This is a genomic window from Nocardia terpenica, from assembly GCF_013186535.1.
GTDB classification, from domain to species: Bacteria; Actinomycetota; Actinomycetes; order Mycobacteriales; family Mycobacteriaceae; genus Nocardia; species Nocardia terpenica.
Map to the genome: position 1 here is coordinate 1,107,651 of NZ_JABMCZ010000002.1, position 17,330 is coordinate 1,124,980.

Sequence of the window (17,330 nt, forward strand, 5' to 3'; positions counted from 1 at the left end):
GCGAGGTCAGCCCGGCGAGAGTTCCGCCGCCTCCGGACCGGACCGGCGGACCCAGGCGTCGGGATCCGCGGTCAGCTCGGTCACGAACCCGGGTAGCCGCCCGGCGGCGAGGTCGGCGATCGACACCCGCTCGAGCACCGCACGGATGTTGACGCGCAACGCGATCCACACCCGCTGCAGCGGTTCGGCCGCGCCCGGATAGGTCACGTCCTCGGGCCGCTGCCCGCGCACCGAGGCGAGCGGGCCCTCGATCGCCCGGATCACGTCGGCCACGCTGACCTCGTCGGCGGGACGGGCCAGCCGGTAGCCGCCGTCGGGTCCGCGCCTACTGGTGATCAGCCCGGCGCGGCGCAGCTCGGCGGCGACGGATTCGAGAATCTTGGGCGGAATGTCCTGTGCACCGGCGATGGCGTCGGCCTTGACCGAATTCGGTTGCACGCGCGCCATTTCCAGCAGGATCCGGACGGCGTAGTCGACCCTAGCGGTGATGTGCACGGCCACTCCCGTTGGTCGAGGGCGCTCCCGCTCCGCCCGCCAGCACGCCGAGGGCCGCGTCCAGCAGCACGCGCTCGATCATGTCCTCGTCGGCCTCGGGCGCCAACTCCTGCGACCACAGCACCGTGCTGACCACCTCCAGTGCCGAACTGGCGCGCAGCAGCGCCTCAGGCGAGGGGTCGGGCCCGGCCAGCCATCGGGTCAGGCGGCGGTGGTTGGCGAGCATGTCCGGATAACGATTGCCGATGGCGTTGATGATCGCCACCGTGTCGCGCACCGCCATCACGCTCGCGGTGCGGTGCCGCAACATCGCCCGCAACTGCCGGGCCAGCACCTCGCGAACCCCCTCGGGGCCGTAGGTGAGTTCACCGAGCCCCTCGACCACCGAACCCAGGTCGTCGAACGCCGGTTCGACGATGGCGATCAGCAGATCCAGCTTCGAGGCGTAGTGATAGTAGAGCGAGGCTTTTGTGATTCCCACCGCATCTGCCACTTCGCGCAGGCTCGTCTGTTCGAAGCCCTTGGCGGAAAAGAGCCGGATGGCGGCCTCCCGGATCGCGTCTTTGGTGCTGCCACCTGCGACACCCGATCCGGACATAGTGCGCGCAGCCATATGGCGATCCTCTCATCCGTCTTCCCGACCGAGGCCGATGCCCTCACAATCGATGTTGAGCCCCGGCCTACCGGTCGGTAGTCTACCTACCGACCGGTAGGCAGAAGAAATTCTTTCTGGAGGCGGCTCGCGCACGAGAGGCCGCAGGTGCTGTCTACAGGCGTCGAACAGGCCAGCACACCACCCAGCTATCGCTAGGAGAACTCTTCGTGTCCGTATATCTGTACCGGTGGGGGAAGTTCGCCTTCCGCCGAAAATGGATCGTGCTTCCCGCCTGGTTGGTGCTGGTCGTGCTGCTGCTCGGCCTCGGCGCCACGCTGAAGAAACCGGTGCAGGACAACTTCAACATGCCGAACCTGCCGTCGCAGCGCGCGACCCAGATTCTGGACAAGCAGTTCCCCGGCATGTCCGCGCAGTTCAAGCTGGACGCCGTCACCGGCACCTACGTGATCGGCGCGCCCGCGGGGCAGAAGCTCACCGATCCGGCCAACCGGGCGGCCGTCGCGGATCTGGTGCAGAAGCTCAACGGCCTGGGCATCGTCGACCACGGCAAGCCGGTGCTCGACCCGATCGACCTCACCACCCAGATGGGTTGCGCCACCGGGGACCGTAACGATCCCGCCTTCGTCTCCCGCTGCGGGCTGGCGCCGCTGAATGTGCTCGGCAAGGGCAACGCGGACTCGGTCGCCTACGTCCAGGTGCCGTTCGCGCTGAAGTTCTCCGATATCACCGAGGCCGACCGCACCGCCGCGTACGACGTGGGCGACCAGGCCCGCAAGGACGGTCTCACCGTCGAGATCAGCGGCACCATCGTGACCAAGCAGTTCGCCAGCAGCGGTCAGTCCGAGATGATCGGCATCGGCGTCGCGTTCATCGTCATGATGATCGCCTTCGGCGCGCTGCTCGCCTCCTTCGTGCCGATCCTGACCGGTGTGGTGGGCGTCGGCTCGGCGCTGGCGCTCATCATGATGGGCACCTCGGTGGTGAATATCCCGAGCTTCACCTCCATTCTCGCGATGATGATCGGGCTCGCGCTCTCGATCGACTACGCGCTGTTCATCGTCTCGCGCTACAAACACGAACTGGCGGTACAGGATTCGCCGGAGGAGGCGGCCGGTACCGCGATCGGCACGGCCGGTTCCGCGGTGGTGTTCGCGGGCATGACCGTGATCATCGCGCTGTGCGGCCTGAGCATCGTGCGGGTCAGCTTCCTCACCTGGATGGGTCTGGGCGGCGCGCTGGCCGCGCTGTTCGCGATCCTGGTGGCGCTGACGCTGCTGCCCGCGCTGATGGGCGCGTTCGGCAGGTACCTGTTCAAGCCGAAGCTGCCGGTGGTGGCCCAACACGATCCCGAGAACGAGCACTCGGTGACCAACGGCATGCGGTTCGCGCGCCTGATCGGCCGCGCGCCCGCGGTGGCGCTGATCCTGAGCGTGCTGGCGCTGGGCCTGCTGGCGCTGCCCGCGACCAAGCTGAGCCTCGGCCTGCCGGGCGAGGACAGCCAGCCCAAGACCTCGACCGTACGCAAGGCATACGACCTGCGCACCAGCGGTTTCGGCGAGGGCAGCAACGGCGTTCTGACCGTGGTGGGCGACCTCACCAATGTCGCGCCCGATCAGCGCGAGGCGGCGGTCGTCGCGCTGCACGACCGGCTGGAGGGGTATCCGGGCATGGACTTCGTGACCATGCCGCAGACCAATGCGCTGAACCCGCAGACCCACGCCAACGACTACGCGCACAGCACCGGCGTGCGGCTGCTGGCGGTGCCGGACTCGGGGCCGAACAACAAGGCGACCCAGGATCTGGTGAAGAACGCCCGTAATGCCGAGGCGGACTTCAAGTCCCGCTACGGCATGGAGTACGGCATCACCGGCACCACGGCCATCTACGCCGACGTGTCGAATGCGCTGCTCAGCAAGATCGTGCCGTATATGTCGATCGTCGCGATCGCCGCGTTCATTCTGCTGGTGCTGGTGTTCCGGTCGATTCTGGTGCCGCTCACCGCGGCGCTGGGCTTCCTGCTGTCGATGGCGGCCACGTTCGGCGCGACCGTGCTGATCTTCCAGGAGGGCAAGCTCGGCCTGATCCAGGAGCCGCACCCGCTGGTCAGCTTCCTGCCGATCATCCTGATCGGCTTGGTATTCGGCCTGGCGATGGACTACCAGGTGTTCCTGGTGACGCGCATGCGCGAGGAGTACATGCACGGCAAGTCGCCGAAGGACGCGGTGATCAGCGGTTACCACCACGGCGCGCGCGTGGTGACCTCCGCGGCCATCATCATGATCTCGGTGTTCGGCGGCTTCCTGCTGGAGAGCGATGTCACCGCGAAGTCCATGGGCTTCGCGCTCGCGGCGGGCGTGCTGTTCGACGCCTTCCTGGTCCGCATGGTGCTGATCCCATCGCTGCTGATCCTGCTGGGCAAGTGGTCCTGGTGGATCCCGAAGTGGCTGGACCGCATCCTCCCCGACATCGACGTGGAGGGCACCAAGCTGCGCGAGTTGCAGGAGCGCGACCGCAGGGCGGCGGAGAAGGAGCCGGTGCCGGTCGGGTAGGTCCCTTGATGGTCCCGGCCAAAAGCACGCCGGGACCATCAAGGGCGACCCGCCATCCCGGCAAGGGCGACCCGTCATCCCGGCATGCTCCCCTGATCCCGGCGTGCTTTTGGCCGGGATCCTCAGCCGAGCTGGGGCGCGACCTCCGCGGCGACCAACTCGATGTGGTCCAGGTCGGCCAAATCCAGGACCTGCAGGTACATCCGGGTAATGCCGGTTTCCTCGCGGTAGCGGGCGATCTTGTCGACGATCTCGGCCGGTGTACCGGTCAGGCCGTTCTGCTTCAGCTCCTCGACCTCGCGCCCGATGGCGGCGGCGCGGCGGGCCACCTCGGCGTCGTCGCGGCCCACGCACAGCACCTGCGCGGCGGAGCGAACGATCTCGTTCGGGTCGCGGCCGATCTCGCGTGCGGCCGCGGCCACCCGCTCGAATTGGGCCGTGGCCGTGGCGGAATCGCTGAACGGCAGGTTGAACTCCTGCGCGAACCGGGCGGCCAGCGCGGGGGTGCGCTTCTTCCCGGCGCCGCCGATGATCACCGGCGGCCGGGGCCGCTGCGCGGGCTTGGGCAGCGCCGGGGCGTCGACCAGCCGGTAGTGCTTGCCGGAGAAGTCGAAGGTCTCGCCCTCGGGGGTCTCCCACAGACCGGTGATGATCTCCAACTGCTCGGCGTAGCGGTCGAAGCGCTCGACGACCTCCGGCAGCGGAATGCCGTAGGCGGTGTGCTCCTCGGCGAACCAGCCCGCGCCGAAACCGAATTCGACCCGCCCGCCGGACATCCGGTCGACCTGCGCCACGGAGATGGCCAGCACCGACGGATGCCGGAAGGTGGCGGCGGTGACCAGCGTGCCCAGCTTGATGCGCGAGGTCTCGCGGGCGAGCCCGGCCAGGGTGATCCAGGCGTCGGTCGGACCGGGCAGTCCGGACACCGAGCCCATCTTCAGGACGTGATCGGAACGGAAGAACGCGTCGTACCCGGCGTCCTCGGTGGTCTTGGCAACTCGCAATAAATCGTCGTAGGTGGCCCCCTGCTGGGGCTCGGTGAAGATCCGTAGGTCCACGTTCTCCAACGTAGACCCGGCGCGCTCCGGGCCTCAGCCCAGGTCGAACAGGTTGGGCTGACCTGCGCGATACCGAGCGGCATCGGCCTGGCGCAGCGGTTCCAGCGCGGCGATGCCCTCGCGCGAGAACAGCTGTGCGCGTGGCGCGGACGATCCGGACGCGTCCAGGATCGCGTTCACCGCGCGGCGGGCGGCCTCGTTGGCGCCCTCCATGGTGGCCAGGTCGAAATCGGTCTGCACGTAGTCGGCGGCCAGGAACAGATTGGAGATGGCGGTCCGCGCGGTGGGCCGCTTCGCCCACGAGCCGACGGTGTTGACCAGCAGCGGTTCGTCGTTGTGGTTCTGCCCGTCCGCCCAGGTGATGCCGGGATCCAGTTGCCACCGCCGCACGATGCCGTCGGGCAGCGCGACGCGGCCGTCGTCGTCGAGCGCGGCGGTCAGCTGCGCCCAGACCTCCCGATAGATCTCGTCGCGGGTGCACATCTTGGCCGGTTTGCCGAACAGCAGGCCCGGGGTGTCCCAGTCGGCGATATCGATGGTGAGCCCGTCCACGATGCTGCCGTCGCCGTACTTGCTCGCGTAATCGCCCGGCCAGAATGCTTTCTGGGTGTAGGAGGTGAGCCGCCAGGGCGCGTCCAGGTAGATGTTGTAGCCGTGGCCCAGGTCCAGGCGCTGGGTGACGAACAGCTGCAGGCCGTTCATCCAGTCCACGAACAGGCCGTCCATGGCGGCCAGCGCCGGGTCGAGCCGCCGCATCTCGTCGGACCACAGGCCGCGGGCGCGGTCGGTCGGCACCGCGCACACGTACCAGTCCGCGTCCACGTCGCGCACCGAGCCGTCCGGTCGGCGGATGCGCGCGCCCGAGACGCTGCCTCCGTCGACGGTGAAGCCCCGGGCCTCGTGCCCGGTGTGGAATTGCACACCGAGGTTGCGCAGCAAGGTGATCCAGTGATCCAGCCACACCTCGTCGGTGGGCCCGTTCAGCACCTCGTACACCTTCGGCCCGCCGGTGGCCTCCCGGCTCAGCGCGAGGAGGAACGCCTCGGCCATATTGCCCATGGACCGCGCGCTGGCCACCGTCTCCTTAGCGGCCACCAGCGCGCGGGTCAGGCCGGTCGCGGCCAGACCGCGGTACTCGGCGGATCGGGAGGCGGCGCCGACGAAGTCCCACCAGCTGGTGTGCTCCCACTGCCCGAACCGGCGCTCCTCGCTCGAGGTCAGGTAGGCCACGAACCGGCTCGCCAGATACAGCGCCTCGGGAACGGGGACGGCGTGGTTCTTCAGGAACATTTCCACCAGCACCCGCTGCCAGCCCTGCGGGGTGAGCAATTCCTTCGGGTCGAAGTAGAACCCGAACATGAGCGGGAAACCGTCGGGCAGATTGTTCGCGCGCGGATAGCGCGGGTCGCCGACCGAGAACGGCACCAGATTGTCGTAAACGCCGTTCGCGTTGCCGGGCACCGGGATTCGCCGCATGGTGTCGTGCACGTGGTGATAGAAGGAGGTGAATCCGCGCGCGCCGTGCTCGCCGGGCAGCGGGGCGCGGCCACCGGCGGCGCTGCCGGGCACCCCGATGGTGCGGGACTTGCCGCCCAGCTCCTTGCGATCGAACACGGTCACCTCGAAACCGCGCTCGGCCAGCTCGTGCGCCGCGGTGAGCCCGCCGATCCCCGCGCCCAGCACCGCGACCCGATTGCGGGGCGGACCGCCCCGGCGGCGCTGGGTGGACAGGTCCGCCCGCGCCCGGGGCGCCAGCGATGTTCCGGCGGCGCTCGCCAATCCGATCGCGCCCGCCGCCAGCAGTGTCCGTCGTGACAGCCCGTCGTTCCCGCGTTCCCGCTCCACCCGGTAACCTCCAAAACTGACGATTCAGATAGTCATATTTACCAGAGACGATCGTGCCGCGGCGGGATAATGAGAAACCGATTGGTAGCCAAGGCCGTCGAAGGAGGTACGAGTGCCCGAACGAGCGCGCAAGGCCGCCGCACCCGCGCAAGGACGGCGACCCCGGCGGCGCTACGGGGGCGTCGACGCCGCCAGCCGGGTCGCGGCCCGGCGCGAACAGCTTCTCCGCGCCGGACACGAATTGTTCGGCACCCGCGGCTTTCTCGCCACGGGCGTGAAGGACCTCTGCCGCGAGGCCGGGGTGACCGACCGCTACTTCTACGAATCCTTCGGCAGCACACGGGAATTGTTCGTGGCGGTGTTCGACGGGGTGATCGAGGAGCTGTACGGCGCGGTCGCGACGGCCGTGGCGGCGGCCGAGCCCGCGGGAACGCAGAAGCTGCGCGCCGGAATCGGTACCTTCCTCGAGGCGCTGGGCGCCGACGGCCGCAAGCTGCGCATCGTCTTCGCCGAACCGGCCGGTGCCGGGCCGGAAGCCGAACGGCACATGCAGGATTCGCTGCGCCGGTTCACCGAGCTCGTGGCGGCGACCGCGCGCGACGCCCGCCCCGGCGAGGCCGCGCGGGCCGGCGGCCTCGTCATCGAGATCTTCGCCCACTCGGTGGTGGGCATGCTCGAGCGCGTCCTCGTCGAGAAGCAGGAGGGCCACCTGCGCCTGCCCATGAGCGAGCTCATCGAGCACTGCACCGCCCTGGCCGCCGCCGGGCTGCGCGCCGTCTACACCGGCGAGATCGGCGCCGAGACGAATTCGATATCGAACTGACGTTCGAAAGGCGGTAGAGTCGGCCCATGCCCCTGGAACGCCACGTACAGTTCGCACAGCTGTGGCTGGAGCAGGTGCGCGACCGCCTCGCCGAGGCCGGCGCCACCAGTGCGTCACTACCGCCCGAACAACTCAACATCCTCTCCGGCAAGGTCGCCGAAGGTCTCCGCATCTTCATCGAAGCCACTCACGAACCCCCCGCCCACCGCGAGGCAGGCTGACCCCGAAACCGGCGAAATATACACGGCACCGGCCGATTCCGCGCGCATGAAAAAGCCCCTGACCTGGAACCAGGTCAGGGGCGTAAGCGGTGGCGGAGGGATTTGAACCCTCCGTCACCCCTCTACCACAATCAAGGGAGATTTCCCAAACACCTTGGTAGAGCCAGTATCTCATTCACTTGGGTTCACCCCCAACCATGATCATCGACCGGGGTTTCTTGTCAGATTCTTGTCGCCGAAACCCTCGACAGATTGTCGACTCACCGCGCATCAACGCACCCCGTAGGCTGGGATCAGCCAGTCAGGCAATGCTGCGATGTGGCGGTGGGCTCCGACTCGACACAGCGACCACGGACCAGATTGCGGATGTCCGCAACGTGGCTGTTCAGCAACAAATCTCACGCAATACCGCGTCCGAAATTAGAGCCGAGATAGTTCGTAGTCGGCATTCCTCTGTGCAGTGTCGACAACGGACGGTCGACAGAACCGCGACCTATCGACCCGCGCAAACACGAACCCCCAGGCCGCCCTACCCCTCTGACCAGGGGTTATCGCACCGCACCACTCGGTTGCTCGCCCTGTATACGGGTTTCCAGGGGGTTTTCACCATCGTGGCGTTCGGCATCGTGTTCGGGAAGCACCACCGAGGCCCAGTCACCCCGGAGACTGCGGACGACCACAGCAGCTGCCTGCCTGCTGCCCGGTCCAGAGGTGGGATGTACCCCTCCCGCCCCCTCTTGGGCCTGCCCTCGGGCGTACAGGCCGGTTCCGCGCGCGCCAGGGGGAAGGGGGGCCAATTCATGCGAGTGTTCTTTCCAACTCGGCAGGACTCGGCCTCGGATGTTCGAGAGCAGGCCACGCGAAGGCTGAGAGCCCCCGTCCCCCTGTTGCGCGCGAAAGTGGCGTTTGTGCCCGAGGGTGCGCACGGCAGGACTGAAAGGGGGCAGTCCGCCACCCGTGCGCCGGTTTCCGGGCGGATCGCTTCGAGACCGAGGCTCTAGATCGCTCTCTGACGCACGAACTCGGCTTGACCCATACCTAGGTACGGCCCGAAACCGCTGTAGTGAGGCAGTTCTCGCGACCCGTAAATCCGTACAAGCTCACCCCTGCTGTGCATGACGCTCGGCCGGTGCCCAAGCGGGGGTTATGAGGCCGGGGCACGGGCGAGTTGCCCCGCCTGGATGTCGCTACGGCTTGTCGGTCGCCCGGAGCGCCTTCAGGATTAACTCTCGGCTTGGGCCTACGCCGACCGCCTGACTCGCGAGTTGGGTGAAGGTTCGCTCGTACAGTTCGATCTCACGGGGCTGGGTGATCGTTGACTCTGCGGTAATGGTCTCGATCATCACCGTTGTTTGGTCGTAGATTGCGAACTCTGTTGTGCGGTAGAAGAACTGGGCTGACATCGGCACTACGGCGATGACTGTGCTAGGCAGAGCCATGACCTCCAGTAAGTGCGAAAGCTGTTCGCGCATCACGTCATTGCTGCCCACGGTTGCGTACAGCGCCGGTTCGCCGACGAGGAAGTAGAACCGATGTCGGCCGCGCCGCAGGATGGTCTGACGTTTCATCCGTGCCGTGACAGCGGCGTCAAGGTCTTGACTGATGTGAAGGAAGTCCGCCGCAGCCGTCAGGATGGCGCGGGCATAGTTCGGGGTCTGCAACAGACCGTGAATGACTTGCGGGTCATAGCTGCGGATGAGTTCGGTACGGGCTTCAAGATCTCCGATCTCACCTTGGTGGCGGGCGTGCCCGGTGCCTACAATCCGTCGCCACTCCATCCACGCGGCGTTGACGTTCCGGAGGGTGGCCCGGAGATCTGGGTAGGCAAGTTCTGCGCCAGTGAGCCGACACCATTGTTGGAGGTCGGCCTCGGTGAGGGAGTGCGCGCCGTTCTCGATCCGCGAAACCTTGGATGCGGACCAACCAGCCTGATCGGCGAGCTGATAAGCCCGCAGGTGCGCCGCAAGCCGGAGATCACGGAGCCGTGCCCCCAGATCGCGGCGAGCCTGTCGAACATCTGTCACTTCATGTAATCGCCGTGTCGGATCGCCTTGTCCCACAACTGGTCACGAAGACCCGCGTAATGACCGGTTAGTGCCGGGTCGGTACTTGCGACCCAACCGGGGAGCGCGGTCCCGTCCTGTTCGAAGACAGTCCACGCTACGAGATCTTCATCGAACAACCACCAGTCATCATCGGGCAGCCCGGCGGGTGCGTCATTCCTCGGAAGCCAGCGGATGTCTTCACCCGCGACCAGGCTTCCCGGCACCGTCGATGCAGCGAACCGGATGTAATCCGTGTGAGGCTCGGTCACGATGCGAACCCGCTGCACTGTAGTTCCGGCGCTGGTGACATCCCGCATCAGCGCATACCACTGCGCAGTAAAAGCAGGATCGAGGGGCATCCCTGCCAGGAACCGTTGCAGGGCTTCGGCTTCGCCGGGTACCCCGGTGTAGTCGTCTCGTACCTCCAGATGGAACGCGCGCCGATAGCTGCGAAACGCAGTCACCAGGTCATCGAATCCCATGTGGTGCATCGGGCCTCCGTTCATCACCGATCGGCACTTCCACAGCGGTCTCGTGGGCAGGCGGCTTGATCACCTCGAGGGCCTCGGTGTCGGTGATCGGATTGCCGGTGAGAGTGAACGTACCGTGCCCGCTGTCGTGCAGCTTGGCACCGAGACAGGTTCCACGCTTCAGGAACCGGATCAACCGATGCGGTATCTCGATAGTGTCTGGTTGGTCGGTACGCCAGCCTTGGACAACGTAGGTGTCCCGATCGCTGCGGTACAGGGTGGGTGATTGACCATTCACGGAGTCTCCGCCGAGCCATTCGAGCTTCATGGGAGCTTCCCCCTTGATGTCGTGAACTTGCACTGACTGATCAATCGTCCCGAGCATCAGCAGTGTTGGTCAACATTCTGTGCAAGATAGTGCAAGATTCTCGACCCCAGTCGCATCCGGTTCGTAGCGTCGGGTGTGGCGCTCGGGGCTGGCAGAGCCCGGTCCGGTCCAGTCGACAGGGACCGGTCTTCCTGGCCCTGAGCTGCCTCACGAATCCGCGAGGGACGCATAGGGGTTGCCATGACCGCACGTTCGAGAACGTTCGTCTTTCCCGGTGGAATGGTGCAAGTCGCCGCCTACGACGACGACACCGAGGACAATCCGGGGGTCTACCTCGAACTCCACAACCACACCGGGGCCGCGAGCAGGGAGCGCGACGACGGCACCGACGTGGAGGCGGGGTGATGCGTCCCGTCGCGGTCGGGTACCTCCACCGAGGCGTATCCGGTGTCCGGCAATCCTGGGACGAAGAGCAAATACGGTCGCTGGCACGCAGATTCGGCTACAACCTCGCCAAGATCGTGACATTCGGGGAACACACCGACGCGCCGACACAGCGCCTGTGCACGGTCGTGGCACGGATGCACGCGGCAGCGGTGATCACCCCGAGCGTGCTGCACTTCGATACCGCCGAAGTCCCGGCCGAGCTGATCCGGGTTGCCGCTGTGGTGACCGTGGACACTCAGGCTACCTACGCCCGCACCGGCTGAGCGGCTACTCCCGTGCCCCCTCGTTTTCGCCGAAACCGACACGTGTTCAAGGGGAGTCGCATGTCCCGTCGTACTTCGATCGACCTCACCGCTGACGAGCTGCCGCCGTTCCGTCCTCGCACGACGCAGCAGGCCGAGCCCTGCCCGGAAATCCGCCGCGCCTGGTACGCGGCCAGAGCCCAAGCCTGGGACGACTGGGTGAGGCAGCGCCCCAGCCGATCCCACGTAGCCGAGCAACGCGGCTGGGGGCACCGTGCACTCGTGTGGGGGTGGTGGTGATGCCTGTGGTGTGCGTCGGGTCGCCACTGTCCCCGCCGGGGCCGCTGCCCGGATCGAATCCGTTCCTGGCTGTGATGACCCACGACAACCCCGAAGACACACCGATTCTGCGCCTGTCGGTGGGCCTGTACCGGCTGTGGACGACGCACCTCGAGCTGACGGACGGGGCAGCGCGGGGGCCGATGGTGGACGAGATCTCCGATGGTATGGACGTGTTCTGCTTCCTGCTCGACCGCGAGGCCGCCGCTTGTCTGGCCGAGGGGCCGTTCCCGCGCCCGGACGCCCCACTGGCGAAATACCCCTACAGCATCCGGGTTACGGCGCTGACGCGGACCTGCGCGATGGCGAACTACCTCAGCCGCCACGGCAAGCCCAGCAGGGACGCGCTGGGTGCCTCCCTGCGAGCCGCGCTCAACTTGGACAAGCTGGTAGAAGCAGTCAACCAGGGGGCCGTCAAACTGAGTACCGTCGAGCAGCCCCTCACCACCGAGGTACACAACTGACCGCGCGGTAAAAAAGCTGCGGGACTAGCTGTGATGAGTCCCGCACTCCGACCCCGTAATTTTTTCGGCACTCCCCGGCAGGGCCACCGACACCGAGTAGCGCCCGCAGCCTGTGCGCCTGGCCTCTATTCGCAAAATGGGGGCGAGATGCGGCAAGCCCCGCCCCTCGGCTGGGATAGCGGAAGGGCGAGGCGTGTCGGTGGGGGGTGCTGCTGGTTGGTCAGGCGGCGTCGGGGGTGACCGGTTGCCCGCTGCCGATCCAGTAGCCGACCTTAGCGCCGGGCGTGCGCGGCAGATACCCATGGTTCCCGGAAACCCGTCCGGAGCCGTCCGGAGCCGCCTGCGCAAGGGTTGACCTGCGCGAATCCTCGGACGCCTCTGCCGTAGCGGACATGTCCGTGCCGGGGAAGGTGTCCGAGTGTTCGCGCTGGTCGTGGCTGTGGTGGACGGCTTGGACGGGTTCGGACGGCTTCTGTGGGCGAGGGGGCAGGTAGCGGTCGAACGCGTCGAGGAAGTCGACTCGCCGATACCCGCGCTCGGTCTTGTCCGGGTTGTGGCCGGTCTTGATCTCGTACGCCTTGAGGCGGTGCCCGAGTTTGGACGGGTTGAGTTCCCAGTCCTCCCAAGGCGATTCCTCGACCGCGCGCAACTGGTCGCACAGTGCTTGGGACTTGATGAATGACAGCCCGGTCACCGCGAAGACGTCCCGGATGTCGGCGAGCAGCTTCATATTGGGGGAGGTGGTGTCGTTGTCGTCCTCGGCCGCGGACACCATCTCCGCTGCGGCGGTCCGGGCAGTGTGCGGCCAGTGCCCACCGGCCATGTCCGCGACCGCGATCAACGGCTCCCACACATCGGCGGCGCGGTCCTCCACCCCCAAATCCGCAGGCTCGTAACCGGTGATCGGTTCGCGCACCTGATCGGCCCACTGCGCCAGCCCATCACGAGCCGAATGCAGGGCGGGCCGGTCGCGAGTACCACGGAACGGTTTGACCTTCTCCGAGTCCTTGCGCCGCCGCATCACCACCACCACGGCCCGGTCTTCGATGGTGTCTGGCATGCGCCCGATCCCGGCCAGAGCGGCCATGGCGTAGGTGTTGAACTCGGTCGGCTCATGGTTCGGCCCGGACACTCGCCCGTAGGTCATGCCGCGCTGGAACCCGGCATTGAGCAGCCCGCGCAGCTCCTCGTTGTTCTCGGCGACCTTCTTGGACCCGAAAATGGTATCGGCCTCGTCGAACAACAGGGTCGGGGGCGGATCGGCGTCCAGGGACCGGAAGACGTAGGCCACCGACGCGTTCACCGTCCGCAACGGGTTGTAGACCAAGCCGTCGACCACTTCCAGCAGCCGGGACTTGCCCGAGCGCTTCTCCGCCGACCGCACCACCAGACGCGGCGCGTACTCGAACCCGGACACCAGATGTGTTGCCGCGACCCACAACACCACCCCGTCCAGCGCCGATTGCGACGGCAGCACGCAGTAGCGGCAGATCAGTTCCCGCACCTGATCGAGGACGACCGCGCCGTCCAGGGGTGCCACGTGGGCATTGGCGTAATCCACCGGTTCGCTCACAGGGTCCTCCGTTCCGCCGACGCGAGCGTCCGTTCGATCTCGAGCAGCGACAACCCCACCGCCACCCCGGCATCGGTCAGCGCGTCCAGCACCGCCGCGTCACCACCCTCACGCCAAGCACACGACGCAGCCCAGAACAACACCGAATTCCGTTGCCCTGGTTGAGCCTCGGCCACCGCGCGCACCAACCCCGCACCCGAGGACGCCGACCGCGCCGACACCCGCCCAGCGGGCCGCACCGCCGCCGGGACACGCACCCGCTCCCGCAGATGTTCGGGCAGCATCGCGATCGGCGCACGATTGAGCCACCGATACCGATCCCCGGACGAGTGCACACTCGGCGGGGCCACCACATAGCCCGAATGGGTCTTGATATCGACCCCGTCCGCGTCGGCCAGCCGCCCCCGCACGGCACCCGCACAGCGGAACCACACATGCCAGCCACCCCCGCCCGTGCGCGCGGTCCACGTCTCCGGGAGCATCCCGAGCGCCTCGAGGCTGCCCCCGTTACGCGGGTCCACATCCAACACCACCACCCCCGGTTGCGGGCGAATCCCGATGTTGCGCAACGGGTCCCGCTGCCACCACCGCTCGATCACCTGCGGATCGGTCGTCGCGTCGCCCTTGCCGTGCTCAGTAACAGGCACCTTGCCCCGAGGGGCCAGCGGCAGCACCGCCAGCTCGGCACGCGCGTACCCGAGCGCATGATCCAGCAGCGACCCACCGCCCTCATCAGCTGCGGCCCGTCCTGCGGTATGCTCGTTCACGAGTTTCGAACATCCTTCCTGGTAGTGGGGTGTGCGTTTTGGCCCTGGCCCGTGCTGCGAACACGGACCGGGGCCTTTCTTCGTCGGGCTCACTCGCCCTTGATCCACCTGGTCAGATCCTCCGGGAAGATCCGCCACCGCCCCTTCGGCGCTGTCCGCTGGTACCCCTTCAACTCCCCTGCCAGCAGCGCGGCATAGATCGAGTTCTGGTGGCACCCTGCCGCCTGCGCCGCCTGCGCGGGACTCATCGGAGTGGTCATCAACGCCCCTTCATCAACAAACATCATCGGTGCCATTTCGGCACCGTTCTTGCACCTTCATTCACACAGTAGCACCCCGGTACGCCAAGACCTTTCCACTTAACACCCCAATTGGGGGCAATAAATGATAGTATTCCCGCACCGAGAGTGAATGAGCAGGGAAGAAGGTGATACGCAATGAACCATGAAAGTGGCGATGATCACATTGACAGGGTTGAGGACGACACCGCGCCCGAGGGGTACAGAGACGACGATATCCAGTGGCTGCTGCACCAGGCGCGACGAGGCAACCGGTTGGACCTGGCCGATCGGATGGCGGTTGCGGGCTGGGTGATGGCCGGACGCAAGATGCTGGGGCTGACTCAGCGTCGCCTCGGCGAGTTGTCCGGCGTTCCGTTGCGCACGATCAAGCACATGGAGGCAGGCGGTGTACCGCAGACCTCGACCATGCTGGCGCTGGTCGATGGCATCGCTACCGCGCAGGAGGAAATGCAGCCGAGCCCCCCACAGGACCGTGAGCCCAGCGACGCCATGCAGATGTTCATCGAGACCGTGGGGCCGATGTTCCAAGAGCTCTCACCGCAGGCGCAGGGCCAAGCGCTCCGCAAGTTCGTACTGTTCTTGAACGAAGAGATATTGAAGGACAAAGAGGGGGAGTAGTGGCGTCCGTCCACGAGTACACGGTCAAGCCGGACCCGAAGATCAAGGGTGACAAGGGGATTCGGTATCGCGTCGCCTACGACAAGCCCAACGGCAAGCCGACGAGCAAGCGCGGATTTCTGCGGAAGGGGGAGGCCAACGCCTTCGCCAACACGGTCGAGGTCAAGAAGATGGCCGGAGAGTACGTGGCCCCGGCACTGGGCCGCGTCACGGTCAGATCGTTAGCCCAGGCATGGCTACGCGGCAAGAAAGCGAGCACCGCCCCATCGAACTACCGGACCCTCGAGGCCGCGTGGCGTAACCATGTCGAACCGCGCTGGGGTGCTGTACGACTCGCCGACATCAGCGTGGAGGGCGTGGAGGAATGGATCACAGATATGCGCCTGGCCGCCCTGGAGAGAGCGGCGAGTCAGAAGGCCAAGGGGCGCAAGGTCTCCGACGGGGCAACCACCATCATCCGCGCCTACGGCGTTCTAGCCGGAATTCTCGACGCGGCCGTGAAAGCGAAGCGCATCAACAAAAACACAGCCCGCGGCGTTGAGAACCTGCCGGACAAGACGAAGAGGCGGCACGTGTACCTGACATCCGCCGATGTGCAGCGGCTCGCCAAGGAGTCTGGACAGCATCGGTTGCTCGTGCTCATGCTCGCTTACTGCGGCCCCCGGTGGGGTGAGCTGATCGCCCTGCGGGTCCGTGATATCGACTTCCGGCGGGCACGGCTCACGGTGGCCGACAACGCGGTACAACTCGGCGTCGATCATGCAGCGGGCCAGACCAAGGGCAAGGAGATCCGGACGGTTCCCGTGCCCCAATTCATCCTCGATCAGCTGCGGACACACGTGAAGGGCAAGAGCCGAGACGCACTCGTGTTCCCGAATCCCAACGACCCCAAGCAGTACCTACCACGACCGAAGTCGAAAGATGGCTGGTTCTCCGGAGCCGTGAAGCGCTCCAAGGTGCAGCCGATCACCCCGCACGATCTGCGCCACACCTGTGCCTCGCTGGCCGTGTCGGCGGGTGCTAACGTTCTCGCGCTGGCCCGGCTGCTCGGACACAAGGACGCCAAGGAGACCTTGAACACCTACGCGGACTTGTTCGATGACGACTTGGACCGGGTAGCCACCGCGATGAACGAGAAGTACTCGCGCCGCGCCGACAAGCCCGCGACAACGCCCGGCGGATGTTCTTGTCAAAATCTTGTCACCGAGCCCGATCAGACGGCTGCATGATCAAGAAATAAGCCCCTGACCTGCGCTGGCAGGCCAAGGGCGTTGGCGGTGGCGGAGGGATTTGAACCCTCCGTCACCCCTCTACCACAATCAAGGGAGATTTCCCAAACACCTTGGTAGAGCCAGTATCTCATTCACTTGGGTTCACCCCCAACCATGATCATCGACCGGGGTTTCTTGTCAGATTCTTGTCGCCGAAACCCTCGACAGATTGTCGACTCACCGCGCATCAACGCACCCCGTAGGCTGGGATCAGCCAGTCAGGCAATGCTGCGATGTGGCGGTGGGCTCCGACTCGACACAGCGACCACGGACCAGATTGCGGATGTCCGCAACGTGGCTGTTCAGCAACAAATCTCACGCAATACCGCGTCCGAAATTAGAGCCGAGATAGTTCGTAGTCGGCATTCCTCTGTGCAGTGTCGACAACGGACGGTCGACAGAACCGCGACCTATCGACCCGCGCAAACACGAACCCCCAGGCCGCCCTACCCCTCTGACCAGGGGTATATCGCACCGCACCACTCGGTTGCTCGCCCTGTATACGGGTTTCCAGGGGGTTTTCACCATCGTGGCGTTCGGCATCGTGTTTCGTGAAGCACCCACCGAGGCCCAGTCACCCCGGAGACTGCGGACGACCACAGCAGCTGCCTGCCTGCTGCCCGGTCCAGAGGTGGGATGTACCCCTCCCGCCCCCTCTTGGGCCTGCCCTCGGCGTACAGGCCGGTTCCGCGCGCGCCAGGGGGAAGGGGGGCCAATTCATGCGAGTGTTCTTTCCAACTCGGCAGGACTCGGCCTCGGATGTTCGAGAGCAGGCCACGCGAAGGCTGAGAGCCCCCGTCCCCCTGTTGCGCGCGAAAGTGGCGTTTGTGCCCGAGGGTGCGCACGGCAGGACTGAA

Annotated in this window: 19 protein-coding genes; 9 read left to right on the forward strand and 10 right to left on the reverse strand. The window is 66.3% G+C overall.

Annotation, left to right across the window (positions count from 1 at the left end):
• Nucleotides 1–6: 6 nt before the first annotated feature.
• Together HPY32_RS16710 and HPY32_RS16715 are read right to left on the reverse strand one after the other, a co-directional pair.
• Nucleotides 7–495 carry an RrF2 family transcriptional regulator gene (locus tag HPY32_RS16710; protein ID WP_067584934.1) on the reverse strand — a complete coding sequence of 163 codons (489 nt, stop codon included), beginning with the start codon at nt 493–495 and terminating at the stop codon, nt 7–9.
• Complete coding sequence (locus HPY32_RS16715; RefSeq protein ID WP_067580031.1) at nt 479–1,108, reverse strand: TetR/AcrR family transcriptional regulator; 630 nt, start codon at nt 1,106–1,108, stop codon at nt 479–481. The genes HPY32_RS16710 and HPY32_RS16715 overlap by 17 nt, the downstream gene beginning before the upstream one ends.
• A gap of 209 nt (nt 1,109–1,317) precedes the next feature.
• On the opposite strand from HPY32_RS16715, the gene HPY32_RS16720 reads away from it, so the two are divergent.
• Nucleotides 1,318–3,660, forward strand: a complete 2,343-nt coding sequence (locus tag HPY32_RS16720) for an MMPL family transporter (RefSeq protein ID WP_067580029.1) — start codon at nt 1,318–1,320, stop codon at nt 3,658–3,660.
• A gap of 122 nt (nt 3,661–3,782) precedes the next feature.
• On the opposite strand, the gene HPY32_RS16725 is transcribed toward HPY32_RS16720, so the two are convergent.
• Nucleotides 3,783–4,718 (reverse strand): LLM class F420-dependent oxidoreductase, encoded by a 936-nt coding sequence (locus HPY32_RS16725; protein ID WP_067584931.1) that lies wholly within the window; start codon nt 4,716–4,718, stop codon nt 3,783–3,785.
• Between the two features lie 33 nt (nt 4,719–4,751).
• A complete protein-coding gene (locus HPY32_RS16730) occupies nt 4,752–6,563 on the reverse strand; it encodes an FAD-dependent oxidoreductase (RefSeq protein ID WP_171982894.1) in 1,812 nt (603 codons plus the stop codon).
• A 112-nt stretch (nt 6,564–6,675) separates the two neighbouring features.
• Between HPY32_RS16730 and HPY32_RS16735 the strand changes: the two genes are divergently transcribed.
• Nucleotides 6,676–7,386, forward strand: a complete 711-nt coding sequence (locus tag HPY32_RS16735; RefSeq protein ID WP_067580027.1) for a TetR/AcrR family transcriptional regulator — start codon at nt 6,676–6,678, stop codon at nt 7,384–7,386.
• A 26-nt stretch (nt 7,387–7,412) separates the two neighbouring features.
• On the forward strand, nt 7,413–7,607 hold the full coding sequence (locus tag HPY32_RS16740; RefSeq protein WP_067580025.1) for a DUF6374 family protein: 195 nt from the start codon (nt 7,413–7,415) through the stop codon (nt 7,605–7,607).
• A 1,187-nt stretch (nt 7,608–8,794) separates the two neighbouring features.
• Here HPY32_RS16740 and HPY32_RS16745 read toward each other — a convergent pair.
• From HPY32_RS16745 to HPY32_RS16755, 3 genes are read right to left on the reverse strand one after another with little or no spacing between them, the layout of a single operon-like run.
• Nucleotides 8,795–9,631 (reverse strand): helix-turn-helix domain-containing protein, encoded by an 837-nt coding sequence (locus tag HPY32_RS16745; protein WP_067580021.1) that lies wholly within the window; start codon nt 9,629–9,631, stop codon nt 8,795–8,797.
• Nucleotides 9,628–10,116 carry a DUF6879 family protein gene (locus HPY32_RS16750; RefSeq protein ID WP_156674028.1) on the reverse strand — a complete coding sequence of 163 codons (489 nt, stop codon included), beginning with the start codon at nt 10,114–10,116 and terminating at the stop codon, nt 9,628–9,630. The genes HPY32_RS16745 and HPY32_RS16750 overlap by 4 nt, the downstream gene beginning before the upstream one ends.
• Before the next feature lie 4 nt (nt 10,117–10,120).
• Nucleotides 10,121–10,450, reverse strand: coding sequence for a hypothetical protein (locus HPY32_RS16755; RefSeq protein WP_067580017.1), 330 nt, complete (start codon nt 10,448–10,450; stop codon nt 10,121–10,123).
• A gap of 240 nt (nt 10,451–10,690) precedes the next feature.
• On the opposite strand from HPY32_RS16755, the gene HPY32_RS16760 reads away from it, so the two are divergent.
• The 4 genes from HPY32_RS16760 to HPY32_RS16775 are packed head-to-tail and all read left to right on the forward strand — an operon-like array spanning nt 10,691 to nt 11,942.
• Nucleotides 10,691–10,855 (forward strand): hypothetical protein, encoded by a 165-nt coding sequence (locus tag HPY32_RS16760; RefSeq protein WP_156674027.1) that lies wholly within the window; start codon nt 10,691–10,693, stop codon nt 10,853–10,855.
• The gene (locus tag HPY32_RS16765) at nt 10,855–11,160 is read left to right on the forward strand and encodes a hypothetical protein (protein WP_067580015.1); all 306 of its coding nucleotides are present in this window, start codon (nt 10,855–10,857) and stop codon (nt 11,158–11,160) included. The genes HPY32_RS16760 and HPY32_RS16765 overlap by 1 nt, the downstream gene beginning before the upstream one ends.
• A 60-nt stretch (nt 11,161–11,220) precedes the next feature.
• Nucleotides 11,221–11,439: a hypothetical protein gene (locus HPY32_RS16770; protein ID WP_156674026.1), complete on the forward strand. Its 219-nt coding sequence runs from the start codon at nt 11,221–11,223 to the stop codon at nt 11,437–11,439.
• Nucleotides 11,439–11,942: a hypothetical protein gene (locus tag HPY32_RS16775; RefSeq protein ID WP_156674025.1), complete on the forward strand. Its 504-nt coding sequence runs from the start codon at nt 11,439–11,441 to the stop codon at nt 11,940–11,942. Before HPY32_RS16770 ends, HPY32_RS16775 begins: the two co-directional genes overlap by 1 nt.
• A 220-nt stretch (nt 11,943–12,162) precedes the next feature.
• On the opposite strand, the gene HPY32_RS16780 is transcribed toward HPY32_RS16775, so the two are convergent.
• From HPY32_RS16780 to HPY32_RS16790, 3 genes are all read right to left on the reverse strand, one after another.
• Nucleotides 12,163–13,515, reverse strand: a complete 1,353-nt coding sequence (locus tag HPY32_RS16780; RefSeq protein ID WP_067580011.1) for a DUF3631 domain-containing protein — start codon at nt 13,513–13,515, stop codon at nt 12,163–12,165.
• The gene (locus HPY32_RS16785; protein WP_231951376.1) at nt 13,512–14,282 is read right to left on the reverse strand and encodes a bifunctional DNA primase/polymerase; all 771 of its coding nucleotides are present in this window, start codon (nt 14,280–14,282) and stop codon (nt 13,512–13,514) included. The genes HPY32_RS16780 and HPY32_RS16785 overlap by 4 nt, the downstream gene beginning before the upstream one ends.
• A gap of 89 nt (nt 14,283–14,371) precedes the next feature.
• Entirely contained in the window at nt 14,372–14,542 is a 171-nt protein-coding gene (locus tag HPY32_RS16790) for a helix-turn-helix domain-containing protein (RefSeq protein WP_157777218.1), read from the reverse strand.
• Between the two features lie 177 nt (nt 14,543–14,719).
• On the opposite strand from HPY32_RS16790, the gene HPY32_RS16795 reads away from it, so the two are divergent.
• Entirely contained in the window at nt 14,720–15,202 is a 483-nt protein-coding gene (locus tag HPY32_RS16795; RefSeq protein WP_067580007.1) for a helix-turn-helix domain-containing protein, read from the forward strand.
• Complete coding sequence (locus HPY32_RS16800) at nt 15,202–16,431, forward strand: tyrosine-type recombinase/integrase (protein WP_231951375.1); 1,230 nt, start codon at nt 15,202–15,204, stop codon at nt 16,429–16,431. Before HPY32_RS16795 ends, HPY32_RS16800 begins: the two co-directional genes overlap by 1 nt.
• Nucleotides 16,432–17,330: the final 899 nt, after the last annotated feature.